This is a genomic window from Streptomyces sp. NPDC102406, from assembly GCF_044765725.1.
Lineage (GTDB): Bacteria > Actinomycetota > Actinomycetes > Streptomycetales > Streptomycetaceae > Streptomyces.
The window spans coordinates 857398-878482 of sequence record NZ_JBIWKP010000003.1 but is presented as its reverse complement, the minus strand read 5'-3'; the positions used below and the strand labels follow the sequence as shown (position 1 = coordinate 878482).

Genomic DNA, 21085 nt, shown 5'->3' with positions numbered 1-21085 from the left:
TCCCTGCGACCGGTGGCCTCCCGTTCAGGTGGCCTGATCCGAAGCGGTCAGGCCGAGCCCCGGAATGAGCACGCTCTCGACGAAGCCGACCAGGTAGTCGGCGTCGGCGTCGCGCCCTTCCAGGAGGGGCCGGCTGCGCATCACTCCGAAGAGCTGCGCGGCCAGATAAGGCAGTGCGGGGTGGTCGGCGGCGATCTCACCGCGCGCCACGGCCCGCTCGATCATGCCGTCGAGCGAGGCGAGCTCGGGCTCGACCAGCGCTTCGCGCAGGGCGACCTTCAGCTCCCCGTCCTCGCGGACCGCGTGCCCGAGGGCCTGCATGAGCGCCGTGTCGGGCAGCGCCTGCGACGCCGCGTTGCGCGCCGCGGCCACGAGGTCCCCGGCGAGGCTCCCCGTGTCGGTGGCGGAGAACTTCGTACAGCGTCCTGCCCGCAGCGCCGCCGCCACGAGCTGGGGTTTCGTCCGCCACTGACGGTACAGGGTGGATTTGCTGCAACAGGCCTGGGCCGCGACGCCCTCCATGGTCACGGCGTCGTACCCGTTCCTGCGCAACTGGTCGAGGACGGCGTCGTAGAACTCCTGGGCGCGCTCGGGAGTGATCTTCGACCGGCGCGCGGCGGTCGGCGCTGTCGCGGTGGCCTGGTCTCGCGTCGTCATGACTCCCCACTCCTCGCTCGGCGGCTCGGCCCGATGAGATCACACCCACTATCGATACGCCAGTGTACCGGTACGCCAGCGTTTCGGTACACTGGCGTATCGGTACACTGTCGTATCGATGAAAACGCGCCACCGGCGCACCAGTACCACCACGCACCACCCAGACGTCACGAAAAGGGGCCGGGGGATGGATTCCCTTACCGAGCCTGTCGAACCGGAGCCGGCCAGCCGTTCTGCCCGACCGCCCCTGGTCCGCGAGCTCCTGCTGGTCGTAGGACTCTTCCTCGTCTACAAGTTCGGCCGCGGTCTCGCCAACGGCCACACCGCCGAGGCGTTCCACAACGCCGACGACGTGTGGAGCTTCGAGCGCGCCGTACACCTGCCGGGTGAGGGCGTCGTCCAGGGCCTGCTGCTGCACAGCGACACCGTCGTGCACCTCGCGAACACCTATTACGCGACCGTGCACTTCCCGGCCACCGTCGCCCTGCTCGTCTTCCTGTACCTGCGCAGGCCGCGCCAGTACGTGTGGACGCGGCGGGTGCTCGCCGTGCTCACGGCCGCGGCGCTCGTACTGCACCTCGGCTTCCCGCTGGCGCCGCCGCGGATGCTGCACGCCGCCCACCTCGTCGACACCGCCCAGGTCTACGGGCCCTCGGTGTACGCGGCGAAGCCGGCCACCGACACGATGGCCAACCAGTTCGCGGCGATGCCGTCGCTGCACTTCGGCTGGGCCCTGATGGTCGCCGTCGCGCTGATCGTCGCCCTGAGGTCCCGCTGGCGCTGGCTCTGGCTGCTGCACCCGCTGTGCACCCTGCTCGTGATCATCGGCACCGCGAACCACTACTGGCTCGACACGATCGTGGTCACCGTCCTGCTCGCTCTCGCGCTCGCGGTGATCCGCATGCCGCGCACCGTGGGCGGCACGGCCGCGATCCGCCGTCACCTGCTGCCCGCCCCCGCGCTCACCACGACGCCCGCCGCGATCCAGGCGCACGGCACGCTGGAACCCGCCCCGTGGACACCGGCCGCCGCCTTCCGCACGCCCCCGGACTCGCTGTCCGCCTCGGACGTCCTGGAGCACATGCCGATCCGGATTCCGTTGCAGGTCTCGCCGACGCCGGGCTCGACCTCGGCGGCGACCGCCCCGCAGCTCGTCACGACAGGGGCCCCGCGATGAGCGCCACCCTGCTCGCCGTCGCGCTCTCCCTCGTCTCCGCGGTGGCCTACGCCGCCGCCGCGGTCGCCCAGGAACGGCTCGCCGCCCGCACCGCGGGCGCCGGGGCGGGCCTGTGGCGGCTGCTCGGCACGGGGGCCTGGTGGTGGTCGGTGGTCCTGAACGCCGGGGCCGCCCTGCTGCACGTCGCCGCCCTCAAGTACGGGCCGCTCACACTGGTGCAGCCGCTCGGCGCACTCACGCTCGTCGCGGCCGTGCCGCTGGGCGCGCGGATCGCCGGACGCCATGTCACCGCCGTGGAGTGGCGGGGCACGGCGCTGACGCTGGCCGGTCTGGGCGCGCTGCTCGTCACGGCGTCGGGGCCCGCCCCCGACGACACGCTCTCCCTGCCGCAGGCGCTCGCGGTGGCGGCGGCCACGGCGGCGCTCATCGGCACCCTCTCGCGGCGCGGCGCGAAGCCCGGCCTGCGGCACGCGACCGCGTCCGGCGTCGCCTCGGGCGTCGCCTCCGCGCTGACCCAGACCGTCACCGTCGCGGCGACCGACCGCTCGGGGCCGCTGCTCGCGCCGCAGGTGATCGTGGTGGCGCTGCTGGTCGCGGTCTTCGCCGCGGGTGGCCTGCTGCTGTCCCAGACCGCGTACCGCGGCGGGCTCGGCGCGCCGCTCGCGATGGTCACCCTGGCCAACCCGGTGGCCGCCGCGCTCATCGGCCTGGCGCTGCTCGGCGAGCGGCTCCAGGGCGGGGTCGCCGGGCTCGCCCTCGCCGGCGCCGGAGCAGTGCTGGCGGCGCGCGGGGTGGTCCTGCTGACCCGCAGTCCGGCGCCGGACACCGGGGCCGAGCTGCCCGTGGTCACGCTGCCGGCCATCCCCGCACAGCCCGAGCCCGAACAGCTCACCCTCCGCGTCTCCTGAGGCCGCCCGCAGCGGGTCCGCTCAGCCGAAGCCGCGCGAGTCCTGCTTGAGCGCGGTGTCCACCGTCAGGGCCGTCGCCACGACGAGGCTGAGCAGCGGCTCGGGCAACTGGAAGTGGATCTGGAGCACGTAGTTGTCGGCGGTCGTGAACATCGTCTTGGCGAGTCCCTCCCACGTCTTCGTGATGCGGGCGACCTCGGTGTCCGCGTGGTCGACGATCGCGAAGTTCCAGGCGCGCCAGTTCTCCGCCTTGATGGCGCCGACCTGCTGGCCGTTGACGTTCATCGCGAAATTGATCTTGCCGATCACGTTCTGCTGGACGATCTCACCGACCGGCGAGCCGTCCGGGCGCTCGACGACGACCCGCGACTTCATGAACTTCGCCGGGCGCGTCAGCACGAGCTGCGGCTGCCCGTAGGCGTCCCTGATCTCCAGCTTGTGGGTCATGAACTGGTCGACGCTGGAGACGAACCGCAGCGCCTTCTTCAGGCTGCTCTGGCCGATCTCGGTGACCGAGCCGAGCTGGTTGCCGTGCTGGTCCATGACGCTGTACTCGTTGGTCAGCTCGATCAGCTTGGCCTTCTGGTTCACCACCAGGACCGGCTCGGTGAACAGCGAGCCGCCACCCCGCGCGGCGGGCGCCTGCGCCTGGGCCGGGGCGGGGGCAGGGGCAGGGGCTTGAGCGGGGGCCTGGGCCTGGGCGTTCGTGTGGTCGGTCCACTGGGCACCGTCCCACCACCGCAGCGTCCGGTCGGCGCCCTGCGGATCCGGGTACCAACCGGCAGGGATGTTCGATTGCGTCGTCACCGGGGCACACTATCGCGGCATTGCGCCCCTCCGGTCCCCGTGCGCACGGGGACCGGAGGGGTGGGCTCAGGCGGTGGCGAGGCCGGGGTCGCTCACGCCGGCCTGCCCGTTCTCGACGTGTCCTGCCAGCCGGCGCAGATATCCGGCGTTGCCCTCGGCGACGATCCTCAGGTCGTACCAGCGCTTGGTGGCGCGCAGGTCGACGGTCTGCTGGGTGGTTGCCCCGGCCCGCACGGTGTACGTCTGCGGCTGTCCGCCGTAGGCGTTGGTGACGGTGAGGTGGACGTCGGTGCCGGTCGGGTTCTTCAGGGTCAGCCTCAGGTTGCCCGTGGTGCCGTCGTGGCGCGCGGTCACCTCCGGCTCGGCGACCTTGTTGTTGCCCTTGAAGGCGCGCAGGAAGCCGTTCGGGCCGTGCGCGGTGAGGTCGTACGTGCCGCCCGAGTACACCGAGTTCCAACTGTCGGAGAGCGACTTGGCGGCCTCGGTCGTGTAGGTCCACGGGCCGTCGGTGCGGTTCTGGGAGCGGACCTGGAAGGCGGCGCCCTTCTGGTCGCCGCCGCTGAACGTCAGCTTGTACTTGCCGGTCACGAGGTCCTGCGCGCCGTCCACGTAGGGCGCGTACGCCAGCGGACGGCTGGGCCGCGAGCCCGGCTCCTGCTTGGGGAGGGTGCCCTGCGCGGGGGGCTTCGGCACGTAGCTGGAGTGGCGTGCGCGGTCCGGCGGCTCGTACCCGGCCGTGTCGGGCAGCTCGGCCGGGGCCGTCACCTGGAGGGAGAAGTCGAAGGCGGAGGTCAGGTCGCCGCAGATCGCGCGGCGCCAGGGCGAGATGTTGGTCTCCCGCACCCCGAAGCGCTTCTCCATGAAGCGGATGATCGAGGTGTGGTCGAAGGTCTCCGAGCACACGTACCCGCCCGTCGACCACGGCGAGACCACGATCATGGGCACCCGCTGGCCGAGGCCGTACGGGCCCGCGGCGCGGGTGCCGCCCGGGTAGTAGTCGAGCTTGGTGTCGACCGTGGAGAGGCCCTGGCTCGCCGAGGCGGGCGCGTAGGGCGGCACGACGTGGTCGAAGTAGCCGTCGTTCTCGTCGTACGTGATGAACAGCGCCGTTCTGCTCCACACCTCGGGGTTGGAGGTGAGGGCGTCCAGCACCTGCGAGATGTACCAGGCGCCGTAGTTGGCGGGCCAGTTGGGGTGTTCGGAGAACGCCTCGGGCGCCGCGATCCAGGAGATCTTCGGCAGCTTCCCGGCCTTCACGTCGGCCTTGAGCAGGTCGAAGTAGCCGTCGCCCGCCTTGGCGTTCGTGCCGGTGCGGGCCTTGTCGTAGAGCGGGTCGCCGGGCTTGGCGTTGCGGTAGTTGTTGAAGTACAGCAGGGAGTTGTCGCCGTAGTTGCCGCGGTAGGCGTCGTCGATCCAGCCCCAGCCGCCGGCCGCGTCCAGGCCGTCGCCGATGTCCTGGTACACCTTCCAGGAGACGCCCGCCTTCTCCAGGCGTTCGGCGTAGGTGGTCCAGCCGTAGCCCGCCTCCTCGTTGCCGAGGACCGGGCCGCCGCCGGTGCCGTCGTTGCCGACGTGGCCGGTGAGCATGTAGTAGCGGTTCGGGTCGGTCGCGCCGATGAACGAGCAGTGGTAGTCGTCGCAGACGGTGAACTTGTCGGCGAGCGCGTAGTGGAACGGGATGTCCTGCCGGGTCAGGTACGCCATCGTGCCGGTGCCCTTGGCGGCGATCCAGTTGTCGTACCTGCCCTTGTTGAAGGCGCTGTGTCCGCCCGCCCAGTCGTGGTCGAGACCGGCGATGAACTGCATGCCGAGGTCGTCGGCGTCCGGGTGGTACGGCAGGGTCACCTTGCCCGCGCTCGACTGGTGCCACACCGGCTTGCCGCTGGGCAGCGTCACCGGGCGGGGGTCGCCGAAGCCGCGTACGCCCCTCATCGTCCCGAAGTAATGGTCGAAGGAACGGTTCTCCTGCATGAGCACGACGATGTGCTCGACATCCTGGACGGTGCCGCTGCGGCGCGCGGCGGGGATGGCGGCGGCGCGGTCGATGGAGCCGGACAGCGCCGTGAAGGCGGCGGTGCCGCCGGCGATCTGGAGGAAGCGGCGCCGATTCAGTTCGGTCATGGGTGTGGGGGTCTCCTGTTGCCTCGGGGGTGATCCGTTCCGCGATGAGGGGCACCGGGGAGTGTTCAAGACGACCGGGGTGAAAAGAAAGGGGACCGAAGTGACAGTCGCGCAAAATGTGGGCGGCCGGTGCGCGACGGCGACAGGGCGGCGCACCGGGCGCCGCCCCTCGGAGCCGGTCTCGGGGCCCTGCTCAGGACCGGATCGCGGGCGGGGGCGTCAGCGCCTGCCCTGCCACATCTTCCGGCGCTCCGCGCGCGGGTCGGACTCGGGGCCGCAGGCGCCGTCGTCGAAGATCATCGTCGTCCGCTCCCCCGCCGGGTCGTACGCGGGCCAGCCCGGGTCGCCGGAGGCGGCGAAGGCGACCCATGCGGCGTGCACCGTCCTGGCCAGTTCGCGCGGCGCCTTCTCCCCCGCCATGGGGAGGTAGTCGGGGTCGTCGAGCAGGTCGAAGACGAAGCCGAGTTCCAGGGCGTGGCAGGCGCCCAGCTCGCCGTCGAACTGCGGGGAGCGCCAGGCGAACTCGTACAGGTGCGTGCCCGGCACGGACTCGGCCAGGCGGACGGCCGGGAGGCGCCAGAACCAGTCGGTGACGATCGCGTCGAGGAGTTCGCCCGGGGACGCGCCGGGGTGGGCCGCGCGGTAGCCGTCGAGATCCGCGCCGTAGGCCTGGGCGGCCCGCAGCACCCGCCGCTCCGTGATGGTGTCGAAGCGGCCCGACGGCACCATGTAGAGGCGGTTCTCCTCGCGGTTGGAGCCGACGAGGAGGTCGACGCCGAGATCCGGCCCCGGCAGCCGGAGCTGTTCCGCGACCGGTTCGAAGACCATGCCGTTGAGCGCCGCGTCGCCCCACACGGCCGGGTCGGGCCTGGTCGCGTAGTCGGCGCGCAACGCGGCCTGAGCGTCGATGAGTTCGGGCAGCGGCAGCGCGGCGAACGCCTCGGCCGTGTGGGGGATGCCGAGCCGCGTGGCCATCCGCTCCCCGATCCGGCGTGCCGTGTCCGGCCGGACGAAGTGGTGGCAGGCCCCGCTCTGGAGCGCGGCCCGCCGGAAGAGGCCCCGGGCGCGCTCGTCCGCGAGCAGGTGCCCGATCGCCACGGCGCCCGCCGACTCGCCGAAGACGGTGACGCGGTCGGGGTCGCCGCCGAACGCGGCGATGTTGTCGCGCACCCATTCCAGGGCGGCGATCTGGTCGAGCAGGCCTCGGTTGTCCGGGGCGCCGGGCAGGTGCAGGAAGCCCTCCACGCCCAGGCGGTAGTTGACGCCGACGAAGACCACGCCGTCGCGGGCGAACGTCTCGCCCCGGTAGCCGGAGGAGTTGGCGGAGCCGTTGGTGAACGCGCCGCCGTGCAGCCACACCATCACGGGCAGCCGCGCGCCGGGACCCGGCTCCGGGGTCCAGATGTTGAGGTTGAGGCACTCCTCGCCGGGCACGGACGTCTCCGGGATGAGGACGTCGAAGGGTGGCGCGTACGGGGCCTTGGGCGCGGTCGGCCCGTACGCGGTGGCGTCCCGCACCCCGGTCCAGGGCTCGGCGGGCGCGGGCGCGGCGAACCGGTGCGGCCCGAACGGCGGCGCGGCGTAGGGCACTCCCAGGAAGGCGGTGACGGTGTGCTCGGTGCGGCCACGCACCACACCCTGCCGGGTGGTGCACTCAGGGAATGCGTCGGTCATGCGGTGGGGCTCCCTCGTTCGGACGGTCCGGCGGGCGGCGCCGCACACCGTACGCCGACCCGTCCGGCGTCCGCCACGGGCGCGCCCGGACGGCCGCGCCGGGCGTGTGCAGCGGCTCGCCCGCCAGCCACTGGGCGACGGCCCGGCCGATGGGCTGGCCCGTCTCGATCTCCACGAAGCCGAACTGGCCGGACTGGTTGCATTCGAGGAACCACCAGATGCCGTCGGCGTCCTCGGCGAAGTCGAATGCCCCGTAGGCGAGTTGGGACCGGGCGAGGTACTGGTGGACGGCGTCGGCGACGCGTCGCGGCACGCTCACGGGGTGCCAGGCCCCGGCGCCGGGGTCGAAGCGGACGTCCACCACGGCGTCGTCGCTGCCGCTCGCCGACCGTGCGGCGAACAGCCGGTCGCCGACGCAGGTGAGGCGGATGTCGGCGGTCTTGCGCACCCTGCGCTGCAACAGCGTCGGGCCGTGCGCCACGTCCCGGTAGTCCTCGTCGGGTCGTACCCGGGTCGTCGGCACGGCGAGCGTCCCGTCGCCGGGGTGCGCCCCGGACACGGGCTTGACGACGAGGTCCGGGTAGCGCTCGGCGAACGCCCGCGCCACTCGCGGGAACGTCGTGATGAGCGTGGCGGGCACCGGCAGTCCGCACTCCCGCGCCAGCCACAACTGCCAGGGCTTGTGCCGGGCCTGGCGGGCGGCGTCCGGATGGTTCATCCACCGCGCGTCGGTGCAGCGCAGCATCCCGTACAGGGCCTGCGAGGACTCCTCCGTGAGCCAGGCGGACGCGGCCTCTGCCCGGGCGGCCGGCGTCCCGGGTCTGCGGACCCAGATGGAGCGCAGTCCGTTCAGGCTCACCACGCGTCCGCCGACGGACAGGTGGCCCTGGAACGCCCCGTGCGCGTACTCCCCCGAGACGTCGACACCGCCGGGCAGTTCGGCCGGGTCGAGCCGGAGGACCGGGATTCCCGCGGCGTTCAATTCGACGACCGCCATGTCGGCCGTCACATCCTGTTCGTTCGTCAGGATCAGCACCGTCATTTCGTGCGGCCGTTCAGTCGTCGAAATGGGTTTTGGATCCCGCTGTCGAGGTGGTGGCAGCGCATTCTCGCAACACTGCGTAGTCGTGTGCGGCCGCTCCGCCGTCGGGCAGCACGTTCAACTGCAGTGCGGAGTCGTATGTGTACACCGCGCTGACCTCGGCCTCTCGCACGGGGCGAGCGTAGTTCAGGGCGAACGGTCGCATCTGTACTCCTAGTTGGGGGGCGCACCAAGTCAAGCGCATGGTGACTCTCCGGCGTCACTCTCCTGAGGAATTTCTCAGATTCTCTCTGTAGAACGCATCACACCCGCGGAGGGGTTGCTTCCGCCACGGGGAGTGATGACACGGCGTCAGAACGCGAAAGGGGCGGCCTTTCGGCCGCCCCTTCCAACTACCGCCTTTACAAGCCTTTACACGTCCTTACGCCGACCTCCACGGGAGAGGTAGGCGAGCCCGGAGTGGGCGCTGAGGTAGCCGTCGACCAGGCGGTCGGCCACGGTCACGGAGTCCACCAGGGGATGCAGGGCGAACGCCTTGACCGCGGTGGCGCGCGAGCCCGACTCGGCGGCGGCCAGCACCTCGCGCTCGACGGCCTTGACCGCGGTGACCAGGCCGGTGGCGTGCAGGGGCAGCGGGTCGACGGCGACCGGGTGAGCGCCATGGGCGTCGACCAGGCAGGGCACCTCGATGACGGCGTCCGCGTCGAGCGCCGCGAGGGTGCCCTGGTTGCGGACGTTCAGGATGAGCGTGGCGCGTTCGTCGCGGGCGATGGCCCGCATGAGGGCGAGCGCCACCTTCTCGTAGCCGCCGGACTCCTCCAGGTCGGCGGCGTCCCGCTCGCCCGCGCCGGACGCCTCCCGGTTGTGCGCCATGTACGTGGCCTCGCGCTCGGCGCGGGTGCGCTCCCAGCTCGCGTAGGAGGGATCGGCGTAGAACGCGGACTGCTGCTCCGCGAGGAACGCGCCGCGCGTGCGCCCGGCCTGCCGGTAGGCGCGGACGGTCTCGCGGTTGAAGTAGTAGTAGTGCAGGTACTCGTTGGGGACGGCGCCGATCGAGCGCAGCCAGTCCGGGCCGAAGAGGCGGCCCTCCTCGAAGGAGCCGAGCAGTTTCTCGTCGGCCAGCAGCCGCGGCAGTTCGTCGCGGCCGCGCACCTTGAGGCCGCGCAGCCAGCCCAGGTGGTTGAGGCCCACGTAGTCGACCCACGCCTCGGCCGGGTCCGCGCCGAGCACCCGGGCCACACGCCGCCCGAGCCCCACGGGCGAGTCGCAGATGCCGATGACGCGGTCGCCCAGGTGCCGGGACATGGCCTCGGTGACCAGGCCGGCGGGGTTGGTGAAGTTGATGACCCAGGCGTCGGGAGCCACCTCCTTGACCCGGCGCGCGATGTGCACGGCGACGGGCACGGTCCGCAACCCGTACGCGATCCCGCCCGCGCCGACCGTCTCCTGCCCCAACACGCCCTCGGCCAGCGCCACTTGCTCGTCGGCGGCACGACCCGCCAACCCCCCGACCCGGATCGCGGAGAACACGAAGTCGGCGCCGCGCAGCGCCTCGTCGAGATCGGTCGTGGCCCGCACGGCGGGGGCGTCGGGGACGCCGGTGGCTTGTTCTGTCAGTACGCCGGTGATGGCCCGCAGCCGGGCCACGTCGACATCGTGCAGCGTGACCTCGGTGACCCTGCCTGGCGCGTGGTCGGCGAGCAGCGCTCCGTACACGAGGGGCACCCGGAATCCGCCACCGCCGAGAATCGTCAGCCTCATGGCGCGATCGTAGGGCAGCCTGGTCCCCGACCTGATCTTCGACCGGCGGAGGCCCCCCATGAACCGGCGCACGAGACGCCCGCTCCTCACCCTGACCGCGCTGACGGCCGCGCTCACCCTCGGCGCGACCACCGCGCAGGCCGCTGCGGCACCTTCCTGGACCGAGACCGGCACGACGCGGGTGAACTCGCTCACCGGCAGCCAGGGCCTGGCGAGCCGCGCCGACGGTTCGCTCGTCCACCGGGGGCTCGCCTCCATCCCGGTGGCCCTGCGCATAGCCGGCTGGTCGCACGTCGGCGACCCGGACGTGGCGGGCGGCTACACCTTCGACGCGTACCAGGGCGGTGACGACGCGACGGGGAAGATGTTCGCGGCGACGGCCCCTGACGGCAAGCGCACGACGTACGTCCACCCGCTCGACCAGGGCGAGTTGCTGAACAACTCGTTCGCCGCCGTCTCCCCGGACGGGCAGTGGCTGGTGTCCGGCGAGTGGGGCGACATGAACCGGCTCCAGGTCTTTCCCACCCCGGTGCTGAACCCGGCCGCGCCCGCCCCGGACGCGCCCCTGCCGCAGGCCGGGCAGATCACCCTGGACAAGGGAGTCAGCGACATCCAGGGCTGTGACTTCACGGACGCCACGCATCTGCTGTGCTCCTCCGACGACGCGGCGAAGGAGGTGCTGGAGGTCGCCCTCGACCGGCCGCTGGACGGCAAGCCGGTCGCGGGCCGTGTCTCCACGGTGTTCGCGATCCCGCGACGCAGTGTCTGCGCGGGCACGTTCGAGGCGGAGGGCATCGACTACGACGCCGCGCGCGGCACCTTGCGCGTGGCGGTCGTGCCGCCCGCGCCGTGCCTGGTGACGACGGCCGTGATCGCGTACGAGCGGTCCTGAGGTCCGCGGGGGCGGGGCCGCCGCGAGCGGTCCCGCCCCCGCCGTTCGTCACGCGGCCAGGAACGACAGGAGGGCGTCGGTGACCTCCTGGGCGTGGGTCCACAGCAGACCGTGCGGGGCGCCGTCGATGACGACGTACTCGGCCTGCGGCAGCGCGCGGTGGAAGCGCTCCGCGGTGGCCTCGATGGGCAGGATCCGGTCGGCCGTGCCGTGCAGGATCAGCGCCGGGACGTCGATCTTGGGCAGGTCGGCGCGGAAGTCGGTGGTCCAGGTGGCGACGCAGGCCAGGGAGGCGTACCAGGAGGCGCCTGCGGCGACGTTCCAACTGTGGCGGACGGCCTCCTCGCTGATGCGCTTCCCGAGGTTCTCGTCGAGGTTGTAGAAGTCCTCGTAGAACGAGGTGAAGTAGGCGTAGCGGTCGGCGGTGACGGCCTGTTCGATGTCCTTGAAGAGGGTGCCGTCGACGCCGTCGGGGTTGTCGTCGGTCTTGAGGAGGAAGGGTTCGAGGGAGGCGAGGAAGGCGGCCTTGGCGATCCGGGCGGAGCCGTAGGTGCCGAGGTAGCGGCCGACCTCGCCGGTGCCCATCGAGAAGCCGACGAGTACGGCGTCGGTCAGGTCGAGGGTGGTCAGGAGGGTGTTGAGGTCGGCGGCGAAGGTGTCGTAGTCGTAGCCGGTGGTGGGCCGGCCGGAGCGGCCGAAACCGCGCCGGTCGTAGGTGATGACGCGGTAGCCGGCCTTGAGCAGGGCCGCGGACTGCTTCTCCCAGGAGTTCCCGTCGAGCGGGTAGCCGTGGATGAGCACGACGGGCTGTCCGCTGCCGTGGTCCTCGAAGTACAGCTCGATGTCGGTGGAGTTTTCCCGGCCTACGGTGATGAACGACATGGTGTGGTGCTCCTTCTGGTCGGCGGTGAGGTGGGGCGGCGGCGGTCCGGTCAGCGGACGGTGCGGGCGGCGTTCTCGACGACGCGCGCCACCGCGCCGGGGCGGGAGACGGCCACCGCATGCGAGGCGTCGATCTCGGTGGTGCGGGCGTGGGCGCGCGCCGACATGAAGCGCTGGGCGGCGACGGGGATGTTCAGGTCCTCGGTGGTGACGAGGGACCAGGAGGGGATCGTCTTCCAGGCCGCCTTCGTCGACTTCTCCTCCAGCGCCGCCGCGGCGACGGGGCGCTGTCCCGCGGCCATCAGGCGGGCCTTGTCCGCGGGGACGTCCGCGGCGAACTGGTGGCGGAACTTCTCCTGCTCGATGTACACGTCGGCGCCCTGCGCGCCGTCGGGCAGCGTGTAGTTCACGGAGGTGATCGCGTCGCCGAGGGTGCTGCCGGGGAACTTGTTCGTCAGGCCGAGCGAGCTCTCGCCGGTGTCGGGCAGGAACGCGGCGATGTAGACGAGCGCCTTCACCTTGTCCTCCAGGCCCTGGGCGGCCTGGCTGATGACGGTGCCGCCGTAGGAGTGGCCGACCAGGACCACGGGGCCGTCGATGTGGCCGACGACGCTGCGCAGGTAGGCGGCGTCGGTCGCCGGGCCGCGCAGCGGGTTGGCGGCGGCCACGACCGGGTAGCCCGCCCGCTCCAGGCGCCGGACGACGCCGTCCCAGCCGGAGGCGTCCGCGAAGGCGCCGTGCTCCAGCACGATCGTCGGACGGACCGGGGGCCGGGGCGCCGCGCCGGCCGCGCCGGGCAGGGTGACGGCGGCCACCGACAGTCCCACGGCCGCGGCGACGACACCGAGCAGGGAGGATCTGCGGCTGAGAAGGGTGGTACGCATGCGTGAACGTCCTCTTTTCCTGGAGAGCGCCCCGGTCGCCGGGGCGGAGCGTCTTGCGTCCTGTCCTACGAGGGCGGGACGGGGTCGGTTCACCCCGGAAGCGGGGTCAGTCGGTGGATTCCAGGACCTCGTAGACGTGCTTGAGGTAGCTGTGGGTGCGCTCCGAGCCGAGGAGTCCGTCGCCGAGCCGGTTCATCGTGTACGAGAAGGTGACGCGCCGGTCGAGGTCCATCACGACGATCGAACCGCCCCGGCCGACCCAGAAGCAGACCCTCCCGGTCGGCAGGTGCGGCATCGTCCTCGCGTCGGCGAGGGCGAACCCGATGCCCCAGCGCACCGGGACGCCCAGGAACAGGTCGACGCCGTCGGCCTGGACGTCGAGGACCTTGTCGACCGTCTCCGCGGAGAGGAGCCTGCCGCCGTTCACCCGGCCGCGCCGTGAGATCGCGGAGAGGGCGCGGGCCAGGCCGCGCGCGTTGCCGTGTCCGTTGACGGCGCCGAGTTCGGCACGGCGCCACCGCGGGGTGTCGACGTGCTCGTCCCGGGCGGGGCTCCCGAGCAGCGTCCTGACGAAGATCCCCTCCGGGTCGAGGTCCGCGGGCATCTCGGGGAGCTGGGAGGGGGCCACCAGTTCGGCGATCCGGGGCCAGTCGGCCTCCCGCGCGCCGATCTGGACGTCCGCTCCCGACGGCTCGGCGATCTCGGTGGCGACGAACTCGGTCAGGGTCCGGCCGCTGACCCGCCGCACGAGCTCTCCCACCAACTGCCCCTGCGTCTGCACGTGGTAGCCCGAGGCGCTGCCCGGCTCCCACCAGGGCGCCTGCGCGGCCAGCCGGGCACTCGCGGTCGGCCGGTCGTACAGGTCGTCGATCGTGAAGGGCCCCTGCCAGCCGGAGAGCCCCGAGGTGTGGGCCAGGACGTGCCGCACCTCGATGTCCTGCTTGCCCTGCGCGGCGAACTCGGGCCAGTAGTCCGCGACCGGACGGTGCAGGTCCAGTGCGCCCCGGTCGACGAGGACGAGGGCCGCCAGACTGCTGAGGGTCTTGGTGGTCGACCACAGGTTGACCACCGTGTCCCGGTGCCACGGCACGGTCCTCGCCTCGTCGGTGTGCCCGCCCCACAGATCGACCTCCATGACCCCGTCGACGTCGACGGCGATGGACGCCCCCAGCTCCTCTCCCGACTCCAGGTGCGCTGCCAGCGCGGCGCGGACCGGTGCGAACCGGTCGGTGCTCGTTCCCTCGACGAGACCCATGTCTTGCTCTCCACTCCTGATGACGACTGTTCGGCCACTCAACGGCGTGGAGGCCGCGCCGGTTCACGCCGCGTCGCAGGTGAGGGGCGTGCGGGCGGCCCCGGCGCGCGCCGGGGGCCCTGCTAATCTCCTGACCGGTGTGCGGGAAGCGGACGACGGGGTCCTCAGGAGTGTGGTGAAGGTCGCGTCGTCCGGGATGGGTGCGGTGACAGGTGTGGGGCAGGGACTCGACTTCGGACTGCTGGGTCCGCTGGTGGTACGGCGGGCGGGCACGGTCCTGGACCCGGGGCGGCGCAAGCAGCGGCTGCTGCTGATCCGGCTGCTGATCGCCGACGGCCGGGCGGTCGCTCCGCAGACCCTGTGCGAGGAGCTGTGGCCGCAGCAGCCGGGCCGGGCGCCCGATGGAGCGCTGGGCTCCCTGCACGCCCACGTCAGCAAGGTCCGCGCGGTCCTGGAACCCCCGCACCTGCGCCGGCAGGGCGCCTTCGAAATCCTGGTCACCGAGCCGTTGGGGTACGCCCTGCGCGTGCCGCCCGAGAGCCGTGACACCGTGCGCTTCGAGCGGGCCCTCGCCCGGGCGCACCGGTTCATGGACGAGGGGCGGCCCGAGCGGGTCGTGGAAGAGGCCCGGAACGCTCTGGAGATGTGGCGCGGCACCGCGTTCGCCGACGCCGCGCACCACCTGTTCGTCGCGCAGGAGGCGGCCCGCCTGGAGGAACTGCGGCAGACCGCCCGCGAGATCCGCGCCACCGCCCTGCTCATGCGGGGGCGGATCACCGAGGCGCTGGACGCGGCGCAGGAGATGACCGCGGAGCACCCCCTGCGGGAGACCGGCTGGGCCCTGCTCCTGCGCGCCCTGTATCTCGCCGGCCGGCACTCCGAAGCGCTTCAGCGCTACGCCGAGCTGCGCCGGCACCTCGGCGACGAACTCGGCCTGGAACCCGGCCCGCCGCTGCGCGCCCTGCACCAGGGCATCCTCCACCACGACCTGCCGCCTCTCGGCCCGGCCGGCGGGTCGAGCGGATTCGGCGCGCCGTCCGCTCCCGACGAGCCCCCCGCGCCCGTCGGCCCGGCCCCGCACGAACAGACCGACGCCAGTGACGGCCAGGCCCTCGCCGGGGAGGACACGTCACCGCCCCTGACCCGCCCGGCCCAACTCCCGCGCGCCCTCCCGGTGTTCGCCGGGCGGTCGACCGAAGCCGCGTGGCTTTCGGCGGTGGGCGGCGCGCCGGGTCGGCCCGGTCCGGCCGCTGCCCCCGTCATCGTCATCAGCGGTACCCCCGGCGTCGGCAAGACAACCTTCGCCGTCCACCACGCCCACCGCGTCGCCTCCTCCTTCCCCGACGGGCAGCTCTTCGTCGACCTGTGCGGATTCCACCCCCACGCACCCGCCGTCGAACCCGGCCACGCCCTGCACGGCTTCCTCACCGCCCTGGGCGTGCCCGCCCCGCGCATCCCCGAGGACACCCAGGGCCGCAGCACCCTCTTCCGCAGCCTCCTCGCCGACCGGCGGGTCCTCCTCGTCCTGGACAACGCCCGCGACGAGGAGCAAGTACGCCCCCTGATCCCCTCGGGGACGGGCTGCTTCACCCTGGTCACCAGCCGCAACCGGCTTCCCGGCCTGATCACCACCGACGGCGCCAAACCCCTTGTCCTGTCGCTGCCCTCGCAGGCTGAGGCGCACCAAGCCCTCGAACGGCGTCTGGGCAGTGAGCGGCTGGCCGCCGAGCCCGCCGCCACGGCCGACATCATCCGGCTGTGCGGACGCCTCCCCCTGGCCATGGCCGTCGTCGCCGCCCGCGCCGAACTCGACCCCTCCTTCCCCCTGCATGCCATGGTCGAGGACCTGGAGCACACGCAGGGCGACCTCGACGCGTTCACCGGCTCCGACACCGGCACCGACGTGCGCACCGTCTTCTCCTGGTCCTACCGGTCCCTGGACGAGGACGCGGCCCGCCTCTTCCGCCTGATCGCCCTGCACCCGGGCCCCCACATCACGGCGCCCGCGGCCGCCGACCTCGTCGGCCTGCCCCTCGCCCGGACCCGCCGCGCACTCGCCGGCCTGGTCGGTTCCTGCCTCGTGGAACAGCCGCTGCCCGGCCGGTACAGCCTGCACGACCTCCTGCGCAGCTACGCCGCCGAACTCACCCACACCCACGACACCGTCCAGGAACGCCACCACGCCACCCTCCGGACCCTGGACCACTACCTGTTCACCGCCTACGAGGCCAACCAGCTCCTCAAGCAGGACACGTCGTCCGAGCCCGACCTCGGCGCGCCGGGCCCCGGTGTCACCCCGGAGACGTTCAGCGACGTCAAGCAGGCGACCCGCTGGTTCACCGCCGAGCACCGGGTGCTGGCCGGTCTGCTCCACACCGCGGTGGACCAGGGCCTTGACCGGCACACCACCGGACTGGCCTGGTCGCTCAAGGAGCACCTCCAGCGCCAGGAGTTCTGGCCCGAGGCGATCACCGCGCTCACGCCCGCTCTCGACGTGGCCCGGCGCCACGGCGACCGCCTCGAAGAAGGCCGCTGCCTGCGCCATCTCGGCAGCATCCACGGCTACCTGGGCCACCAGGAACAGGCCCTCGACCACCTGCGACGCGCCACCACGATCTTCGAGGAGCTCGACGCCACCGGGGAACAGGCCCGGGCCCACTACGTCATGGCGTGCGCGCTGTTCCTGTTCGGCCGGGTCCGTGAGGCCGTGCACTTCTCCGAGCGGGGCCTCGAACTGTCCCGGGCGACCGGCGAGGAGCTGTGGCTGGCCGAGTGCCTCACCGAACTCGCCTGGTTCCACTCCAACCTGGGGCAGCTCGACAAGAGCCTCGCGTACAGCGAGGAGAGCATCGCCCTGTTCCAGCGCCTGGACGCGCCGTGGCAGTTGGCCCAGGCCTGGGACGTCCTCGGCTACGACCTCCGTCTGCTCGGCCGTCACGAGGATGCGGTGGCGACCTACCGGCGGGCGATGCGGGCGTTCGAGGAACTGGGCGACCACAGGAACGCCATCGGCGCGCTGATGCGCCTGGGCGACGCCCGCCTGGACAAGGGCGACAGGGAAGGCGCGCGAGCGGACTGGGCCCGCGCCCTCGACGAGGCCGTCGAGCGCGCCATGTCCCACAGCGCCCAGCAGATCCGTGACCGGCTCACCGCCCTGGACATGGACGGGGACCCCCTGCCGATCGTGCCGGAGAGGGCGGCCGGGGGCCACGAGCTCCCGGTCCGGCAGGCGCAGCGGGTACGCCAGGGGCTGCCCGGCCGAACGGCGGAAGCACACGGGTCGGAAGCCGTCGGCTCGTCCCGGTGAGGGTGCGCGACGCCGCACGACAAGGAAACGACAAGGTGGGGACAAGAGCGTCCGACGAGTGTGGAGCCACTCGCCCGCGATCGCGGGCGAGCCCGGCACACCCCACGCGAACAGGACTGATCTCCAGCCATGAACGGGATCTTGGAGGCGGGGACGACCACCCCCGCTCCGGTCCGGGCGCCCGCCCGGCACGTCACGTCGGACATCGACTGCGACGCCTTCGTCCGAGACATCTACGACCGGTACGGGCCGCTGCTCCTGCGGTACGCCACGCGGCTGCTGGACGGCGACCGGCACAAGGCGGAGGACATCCTCCAGGAGACGGCGGCCCGCGCCTGGAAACACGCCGGGTTCCTCGGCACCCGCGGCGACCAGGTCCGGCCGTGGCTGTACACGGTGGCGAGGAACCTGGTCATCGACCATCACCGGGCCCGGCGGACCCGGCCGCTGGAGCTCATGCCGGTCGAGGACCTGGACGCCTCCTGGGACAGCACGGAGTCCACGATCGTCTCCCATGCGGTGTCGGAGGCTCTGCGGAAGCTGAACGAGCAGCAGCGGACCGTCATCCGCCTCATGTACTACCTGGAGTGCAGCGTGGCCCAGGCGGCCGAGCACCTCGGCGTCCCGCCCGGCACCGTCAAGAGCCGCGCCTTCTACGCCGTGCGGGCGCTGCGCAAGGCGCTGGAGAACCAGGGCCTTCCCGGGGACCGACCCGGTCCACGCCCGTGACGGTGGCCCGCGTGAGCGGCGGCCCGGCTGGGAATGGGTCAGGATCATGACACAGACCACCACCACCCTCCCGCGCCCCGCCCACCCGGCCCGCCAACTCCTCGCCGCCTCCGTCGGCAACGCGGTGGAGTGGTACGACTGGTACGCGTACACGTTCCTGGCCACGTACATCGCGGGCGAGGTCTTCCCAAGGAGCGCGGACAACTCGCTCGTGCCGCTCCTGTCCACCTTCGCCGTCTTCGCCGTCGGGTTCTTCATGCGCCCGGTGGGCGGGCTGCTGATGGGCGCGGTCGCGGACCGGCACGGGCGGCGTGCCGCGCTGACCGTGACCATCCTGCTGATGGGCGGCAGCAGCCTGCTGGTGGGGCTCACCCCGACCTACGCCGCCGTGGGCGTCCTCGCGCCGGTCGTGCTGGTCATCGCCCGGCTGCTCCAAGGGCTGTCCGTGGGCGGTGAGTTCGCGGCGTCCACGACGTTCCTCGTCGAGTCGGCGGGGCCGGGGCGGCGCGGCCTGTTCTCCTCCTTCCAGTACGTGTCCACGTCCCTCGGCCAGTTGGCGGCGTCGGGGCTCGCCGCGCTCCTGGTGGCCACGCTCGACGACGGGCAGATGGACGGCTGGGGCTGGCGCGTCCTGTTCCTCGTGGGCGCGCTGCTCAGCCTCGTCGGGTTCTGGATCCGGCAGGGCGCGCAGGAGACCCGCAGCAGGGAACTGGCCGCACGGGGCGCGCGGCCCGGCCTGTTCGACGCGTTGCGCCACCATCCGCGCGAGTCGCTCCTGATCTGCGGCATCACGGCGGGCGGCACCCTCGCGTACTACACGTGGACGTCGTACCTGCCGACGTACGCGGAGCTGAACACGGACATCACCAAGTCCGACGCGCTGCTCGTCGGTACGGTCTCGCTCGCCTTCTTCGCGCTGCTCCAGCCGGTCGGCGGGCTGCTCTCCGACCGGCTCGGCCGCAAGCCGCTCCTTCTCTTCTTCGGCATCGGTTTCGCCGTGCTGAGCGTGCCGTTGCTGCACTCGCTGACGGGGTCGGTCGGCTCGCTGCTGCTCGCCCAGTGCGCGGGCATGGTGCTCCTGACCGGCTTCACGTCGATCTCGGCGGCGGTCAACGCGGAGATCTTCCCGGCGCGGGTGCGGGCGGCCGGGATCGGGTTCCCGTACTCGCTGACGGTCGCCCTGTTCGGCGGCACCGCGCCGTACGTCGGCACGCTCTTCAAGGAGTGGGGACACAGCGGACTCTTCCCCTGGTACGTCGCCGCGCTCTGCCTCGTGTCGTCCGTGGTGTACCTGCGCCTGCCCGAGAGCGCGCACCGCGAGCTGGAGCGCTGAGCCCGGCGACGGGGTCTTGTCGGGACCCCGCCGCCCTGGCTACGCTCCGGTGATCGACGCGGTCGAAGCGCTTCGCCTCCTGATGAGCAGCCCGGACGAGCGGCCCGGATGAGCAGCCCTGACGGAAGCAGCCCTGACGGAGAGGTACCGCATGGCAGGCGCACACCCCGTCATCCCCGGCTTCCACCCCGACCCCAGCGTCTGCCGCGTGGGCGACGACTACTACCTCGCGTGCTCCAGCTTCGAGTACGTCCCCGGGGTGCCGCTGTTCCACAGCCGCGACCTGGTGCACTGGACGCAGATCGGCAACGCCCTCGACCGGCCGGGCCAGTTGACCCTGCCGGTGGACACCCCCGCGTCCGCCGGGATCTACGCGCCCACGCTGCGCCACCACGACGGCCGCTTCTGGCTGATCGTCACCAACGTCAGCGAGGGCGGCGGCAACCTCGTGGTGAGCGCCACCGATCCGGCCGGCCCCTGGTCGGACCCCGTGCCGCTGCCGGACCTGGCCGGCATCGACCCGGACCTCGCCTGGGACGACGACGGCACCTGCTGGTGCACGGTCGCCGGGGTCTCGCAGGTCCGCATCGACCCGTCCACCGGGGAGACGTTCGGCGAGCCGCGCCGGATCTGGTCCGGCACGCCGGGCGCCAGGGCCCCGGAGGCGCCGCACCTGTACCGGATCGGTGACCACTGGTACCTGCTCATCGCCGAGGGCGGCACGGAGCGCGGCCACGGCGTCTCGATCGCACGGGGTCCCGCGCCGACGGGCCCGTTCGAGCCGTGCCCGGCCAACCCGATCCTCAGCCACCGCTCCACCGACGACCCCGTGCAGAACACCGGCCACGCCGACCTCGTCCAGGCGCCCGACGGCTCCTGGTGGTCGGTGCTGCTCGGGGTGCGCCCGCGCGGTGGTTCGCCGGGCTGGCACGTGCTCGGCCGGGAGACCTTTCTCGCGCCGGTGACCTGGGAGGACGGCTGGCCGGTGGTCGGCCCGCTGGTGCCCGGCGACGCCGCGTCCCCCGCACCGTACCGGGACGACTTCGACCTTCCCGCTCTCGCGTACGGCTGGCTCTCGCCCCGCGCCCGGCCCGCCGGGCACGTCACCACCGGGGAGCGGCCCGGGTGGCTGACCCTGCGGGCCGTCGGCGCCTCCATGGACGCGCCGGACGTGGTGTTCGTCGGACGGCGGCAGGACCGGTTGTCGTGCCGGGTACGCACCCGCGTCGACCCGGGGCGGGGTCGCGGCGGCCTGGCCGTGCGGATGGACGAGCGGCACCACTACGAGATCGAGGCGGACGCGGCCGAGGTGCGGGTCATCGCCCGCGTCGGGCCGGTGCGGAGCGTGCTGGCGTCGCGGCCGGTCGCCACCGGGCCCCTGGTGCTCGGCGTCGACATCTCCGCCACCGGGACACCGCGCGACGCGCGCACCGGGCCCGACACGCTGAGCTTCGGGATCGAGGAGGCCGACGGCACGTTCACGACGCTCGCCGGCGACCTCGACGGACGGTACCTGTCCACCGAGGTGGCCGGCGGTTTCACCGGCCGCGTCATCGGTCCGTACGCCGCGGCCGGCACCGTGCGCTTCGACTGGGTCGACTACACCTCCCGCACGCCGCAGGGCGCTCGCGTGCCGGTCGACTGAACCGAGAGCGC

The 21085-nt window shown here is 72.5% G+C and carries 17 protein-coding genes; 7 read left to right on the top strand and 10 right to left on the bottom strand.

Going from position 1 to position 21085, the window contains the following annotated elements:
* Positions 1-24 precede the first annotated feature (24 nt).
* On the bottom strand, positions 25-657 hold the full coding sequence (locus tag ACIRF8_RS17775) for a TetR/AcrR family transcriptional regulator (protein ID WP_404215791.1): 633 nt from the start codon (positions 655-657) through the stop codon (positions 25-27).
* A gap of 187 nt (positions 658-844) precedes the next feature.
* Here ACIRF8_RS17775 and ACIRF8_RS17770 point away from each other — a divergent pair, with 187 nt between their 5' ends.
* Both ACIRF8_RS17770 and ACIRF8_RS17765 read left to right on the top strand, forming a co-directional pair.
* Entirely contained in the window at positions 845-1834 is a 990-nt protein-coding gene (locus tag ACIRF8_RS17770; RefSeq protein WP_404215789.1) for a phosphatase PAP2 family protein, read from the top strand.
* On the top strand, positions 1831-2742 hold the full coding sequence (locus tag ACIRF8_RS17765) for a hypothetical protein (RefSeq protein ID WP_404215787.1): 912 nt from the start codon (positions 1831-1833) through the stop codon (positions 2740-2742). The genes ACIRF8_RS17770 and ACIRF8_RS17765 overlap by 4 nt, the downstream gene beginning before the upstream one ends.
* Positions 2743-2763: 21 nt before the next feature.
* Here the strand turns inward: ACIRF8_RS17765 and ACIRF8_RS17760 are convergent, their stop codons facing one another.
* The 6 genes from ACIRF8_RS17760 to ACIRF8_RS17735 all read right to left on the bottom strand — a co-directional run bounded on the left by ACIRF8_RS17760 (position 2764) and on the right by ACIRF8_RS17735 (position 10147).
* Positions 2764-3549 carry a phospholipid scramblase-related protein gene (locus ACIRF8_RS17760; RefSeq protein WP_404215785.1) on the bottom strand — a complete coding sequence of 262 codons (786 nt, stop codon included), beginning with the start codon at positions 3547-3549 and terminating at the stop codon, positions 2764-2766.
* Positions 3550-3615: 66 nt separating this feature from the next.
* On the bottom strand, positions 3616-5670 hold the full coding sequence (locus ACIRF8_RS17755; RefSeq protein WP_404215783.1) for a phosphocholine-specific phospholipase C: 2055 nt from the start codon (positions 5668-5670) through the stop codon (positions 3616-3618).
* A gap of 219 nt (positions 5671-5889) precedes the next feature.
* Positions 5890-7344: a carboxylesterase/lipase family protein gene (locus ACIRF8_RS17750; protein WP_404215781.1), complete on the bottom strand. Its 1455-nt coding sequence runs from the start codon at positions 7342-7344 to the stop codon at positions 5890-5892.
* Complete coding sequence (gene tgmB, locus ACIRF8_RS17745; RefSeq protein ID WP_404215779.1) at positions 7325-8386, bottom strand: ATP-grasp ribosomal peptide maturase; 1062 nt, start codon at positions 8384-8386, stop codon at positions 7325-7327. The genes ACIRF8_RS17750 and tgmB overlap by 20 nt, the downstream gene beginning before the upstream one ends.
* A 13-nt stretch (positions 8387-8399) precedes the next feature.
* Entirely contained in the window at positions 8400-8591 is a 192-nt protein-coding gene (gene tgmA, locus ACIRF8_RS17740) for a putative ATP-grasp-modified RiPP (protein ID WP_404215777.1), read from the bottom strand.
* 206 nt (positions 8592-8797) lie between these two features.
* Positions 8798-10147 (bottom strand): 6-phospho-beta-glucosidase, encoded by a 1350-nt coding sequence (locus ACIRF8_RS17735; protein WP_404215775.1) that lies wholly within the window; start codon positions 10145-10147, stop codon positions 8798-8800.
* A gap of 58 nt (positions 10148-10205) precedes the next feature.
* Between ACIRF8_RS17735 and ACIRF8_RS17730 the strand changes: the two genes are divergently transcribed.
* The gene (locus ACIRF8_RS17730; RefSeq protein ID WP_404215773.1) at positions 10206-11039 is read left to right on the top strand and encodes a hypothetical protein; all 834 of its coding nucleotides are present in this window, start codon (positions 10206-10208) and stop codon (positions 11037-11039) included.
* A gap of 48 nt (positions 11040-11087) precedes the next feature.
* On the opposite strand, the gene ACIRF8_RS17725 is transcribed toward ACIRF8_RS17730, so the two are convergent.
* The 3 genes from ACIRF8_RS17725 to ACIRF8_RS17715 all read right to left on the bottom strand — a co-directional run bounded on the left by ACIRF8_RS17725 (position 11088) and on the right by ACIRF8_RS17715 (position 14060).
* Positions 11088-11921 carry an alpha/beta fold hydrolase gene (locus ACIRF8_RS17725; protein ID WP_404215771.1) on the bottom strand — a complete coding sequence of 278 codons (834 nt, stop codon included), beginning with the start codon at positions 11919-11921 and terminating at the stop codon, positions 11088-11090.
* Between the two features lie 50 nt (positions 11922-11971).
* Positions 11972-12805 (bottom strand): alpha/beta fold hydrolase, encoded by an 834-nt coding sequence (locus ACIRF8_RS17720; protein WP_404215769.1) that lies wholly within the window; start codon positions 12803-12805, stop codon positions 11972-11974.
* 106 nt (positions 12806-12911) lie between these two features.
* The gene (locus ACIRF8_RS17715; protein ID WP_404215767.1) at positions 12912-14060 is read right to left on the bottom strand and encodes a serine hydrolase domain-containing protein; all 1149 of its coding nucleotides are present in this window, start codon (positions 14058-14060) and stop codon (positions 12912-12914) included.
* Between the two features lie 139 nt (positions 14061-14199).
* On the opposite strand from ACIRF8_RS17715, the gene ACIRF8_RS17710 reads away from it, so the two are divergent.
* The 4 genes from ACIRF8_RS17710 (at position 14200) to ACIRF8_RS17695 (ending at position 21074) form a co-directional block, all read left to right on the top strand.
* A complete protein-coding gene (locus ACIRF8_RS17710; protein WP_404215765.1) occupies positions 14200-17367 on the top strand; it encodes an AfsR/SARP family transcriptional regulator in 3168 nt (1055 codons plus the stop codon).
* Positions 17368-17496: 129 nt separating this feature from the next.
* Positions 17497-18096 (top strand): sigma-70 family RNA polymerase sigma factor, encoded by a 600-nt coding sequence (locus ACIRF8_RS17705; RefSeq protein ID WP_404215763.1) that lies wholly within the window; start codon positions 17497-17499, stop codon positions 18094-18096.
* Between the two features lie 46 nt (positions 18097-18142).
* On the top strand, positions 18143-19429 hold the full coding sequence (locus ACIRF8_RS17700; RefSeq protein WP_404215761.1) for an MFS transporter: 1287 nt from the start codon (positions 18143-18145) through the stop codon (positions 19427-19429).
* A gap of 151 nt (positions 19430-19580) precedes the next feature.
* Complete coding sequence (locus ACIRF8_RS17695) at positions 19581-21074, top strand: glycoside hydrolase family 43 protein (protein WP_404215759.1); 1494 nt, start codon at positions 19581-19583, stop codon at positions 21072-21074.
* Positions 21075-21085: the final 11 nt, after the last annotated feature.

Coding starts and splice junctions, on each gene's coding strand:
- ACIRF8_RS17770 (WP_404215789.1), top strand. CDS start 845: ATGGATTCCCTTACCGAGCCTGTCGAACCGGAGCCGGCCAGCCGTTCT.
- ACIRF8_RS17730 (WP_404215773.1), top strand. CDS start 10,206: ATGAACCGGCGCACGAGACGCCCGCTCCTCACCCTGACCGCGCTGACG.
- tgmB (WP_404215779.1), bottom strand. CDS start 8,386: ATGACGGTGCTGATCCTGACGAACGAACAGGATGTGACGGCCGACATG.
- ACIRF8_RS17775 (WP_404215791.1), bottom strand. CDS start 657: ATGACGACGCGAGACCAGGCCACCGCGACAGCGCCGACCGCCGCGCGC.
- ACIRF8_RS17695 (WP_404215759.1), top strand. CDS start 19,581: ATGGCAGGCGCACACCCCGTCATCCCCGGCTTCCACCCCGACCCCAGC.
- tgmA (WP_404215777.1), bottom strand. CDS start 8,591: ATGCGACCGTTCGCCCTGAACTACGCTCGCCCCGTGCGAGAGGCCGAG.
- ACIRF8_RS17715 (WP_404215767.1), bottom strand. CDS start 14,060: ATGGGTCTCGTCGAGGGAACGAGCACCGACCGGTTCGCACCGGTCCGC.
- ACIRF8_RS17720 (WP_404215769.1), bottom strand. CDS start 12,805: ATGCGTACCACCCTTCTCAGCCGCAGATCCTCCCTGCTCGGTGTCGTC.
- ACIRF8_RS17705 (WP_404215763.1), top strand. CDS start 17,497: ATGAACGGGATCTTGGAGGCGGGGACGACCACCCCCGCTCCGGTCCGG.
- ACIRF8_RS17700 (WP_404215761.1), top strand. CDS start 18,143: ATGACACAGACCACCACCACCCTCCCGCGCCCCGCCCACCCGGCCCGC.
- ACIRF8_RS17725 (WP_404215771.1), bottom strand. CDS start 11,921: ATGTCGTTCATCACCGTAGGCCGGGAAAACTCCACCGACATCGAGCTG.
- ACIRF8_RS17755 (WP_404215783.1), bottom strand. CDS start 5,670: ATGACCGAACTGAATCGGCGCCGCTTCCTCCAGATCGCCGGCGGCACC.
- ACIRF8_RS17750 (WP_404215781.1), bottom strand. CDS start 7,344: ATGACCGACGCATTCCCTGAGTGCACCACCCGGCAGGGTGTGGTGCGT.
- ACIRF8_RS17765 (WP_404215787.1), top strand. CDS start 1,831: ATGAGCGCCACCCTGCTCGCCGTCGCGCTCTCCCTCGTCTCCGCGGTG.
- ACIRF8_RS17735 (WP_404215775.1), bottom strand. CDS start 10,147: ATGAGGCTGACGATTCTCGGCGGTGGCGGATTCCGGGTGCCCCTCGTG.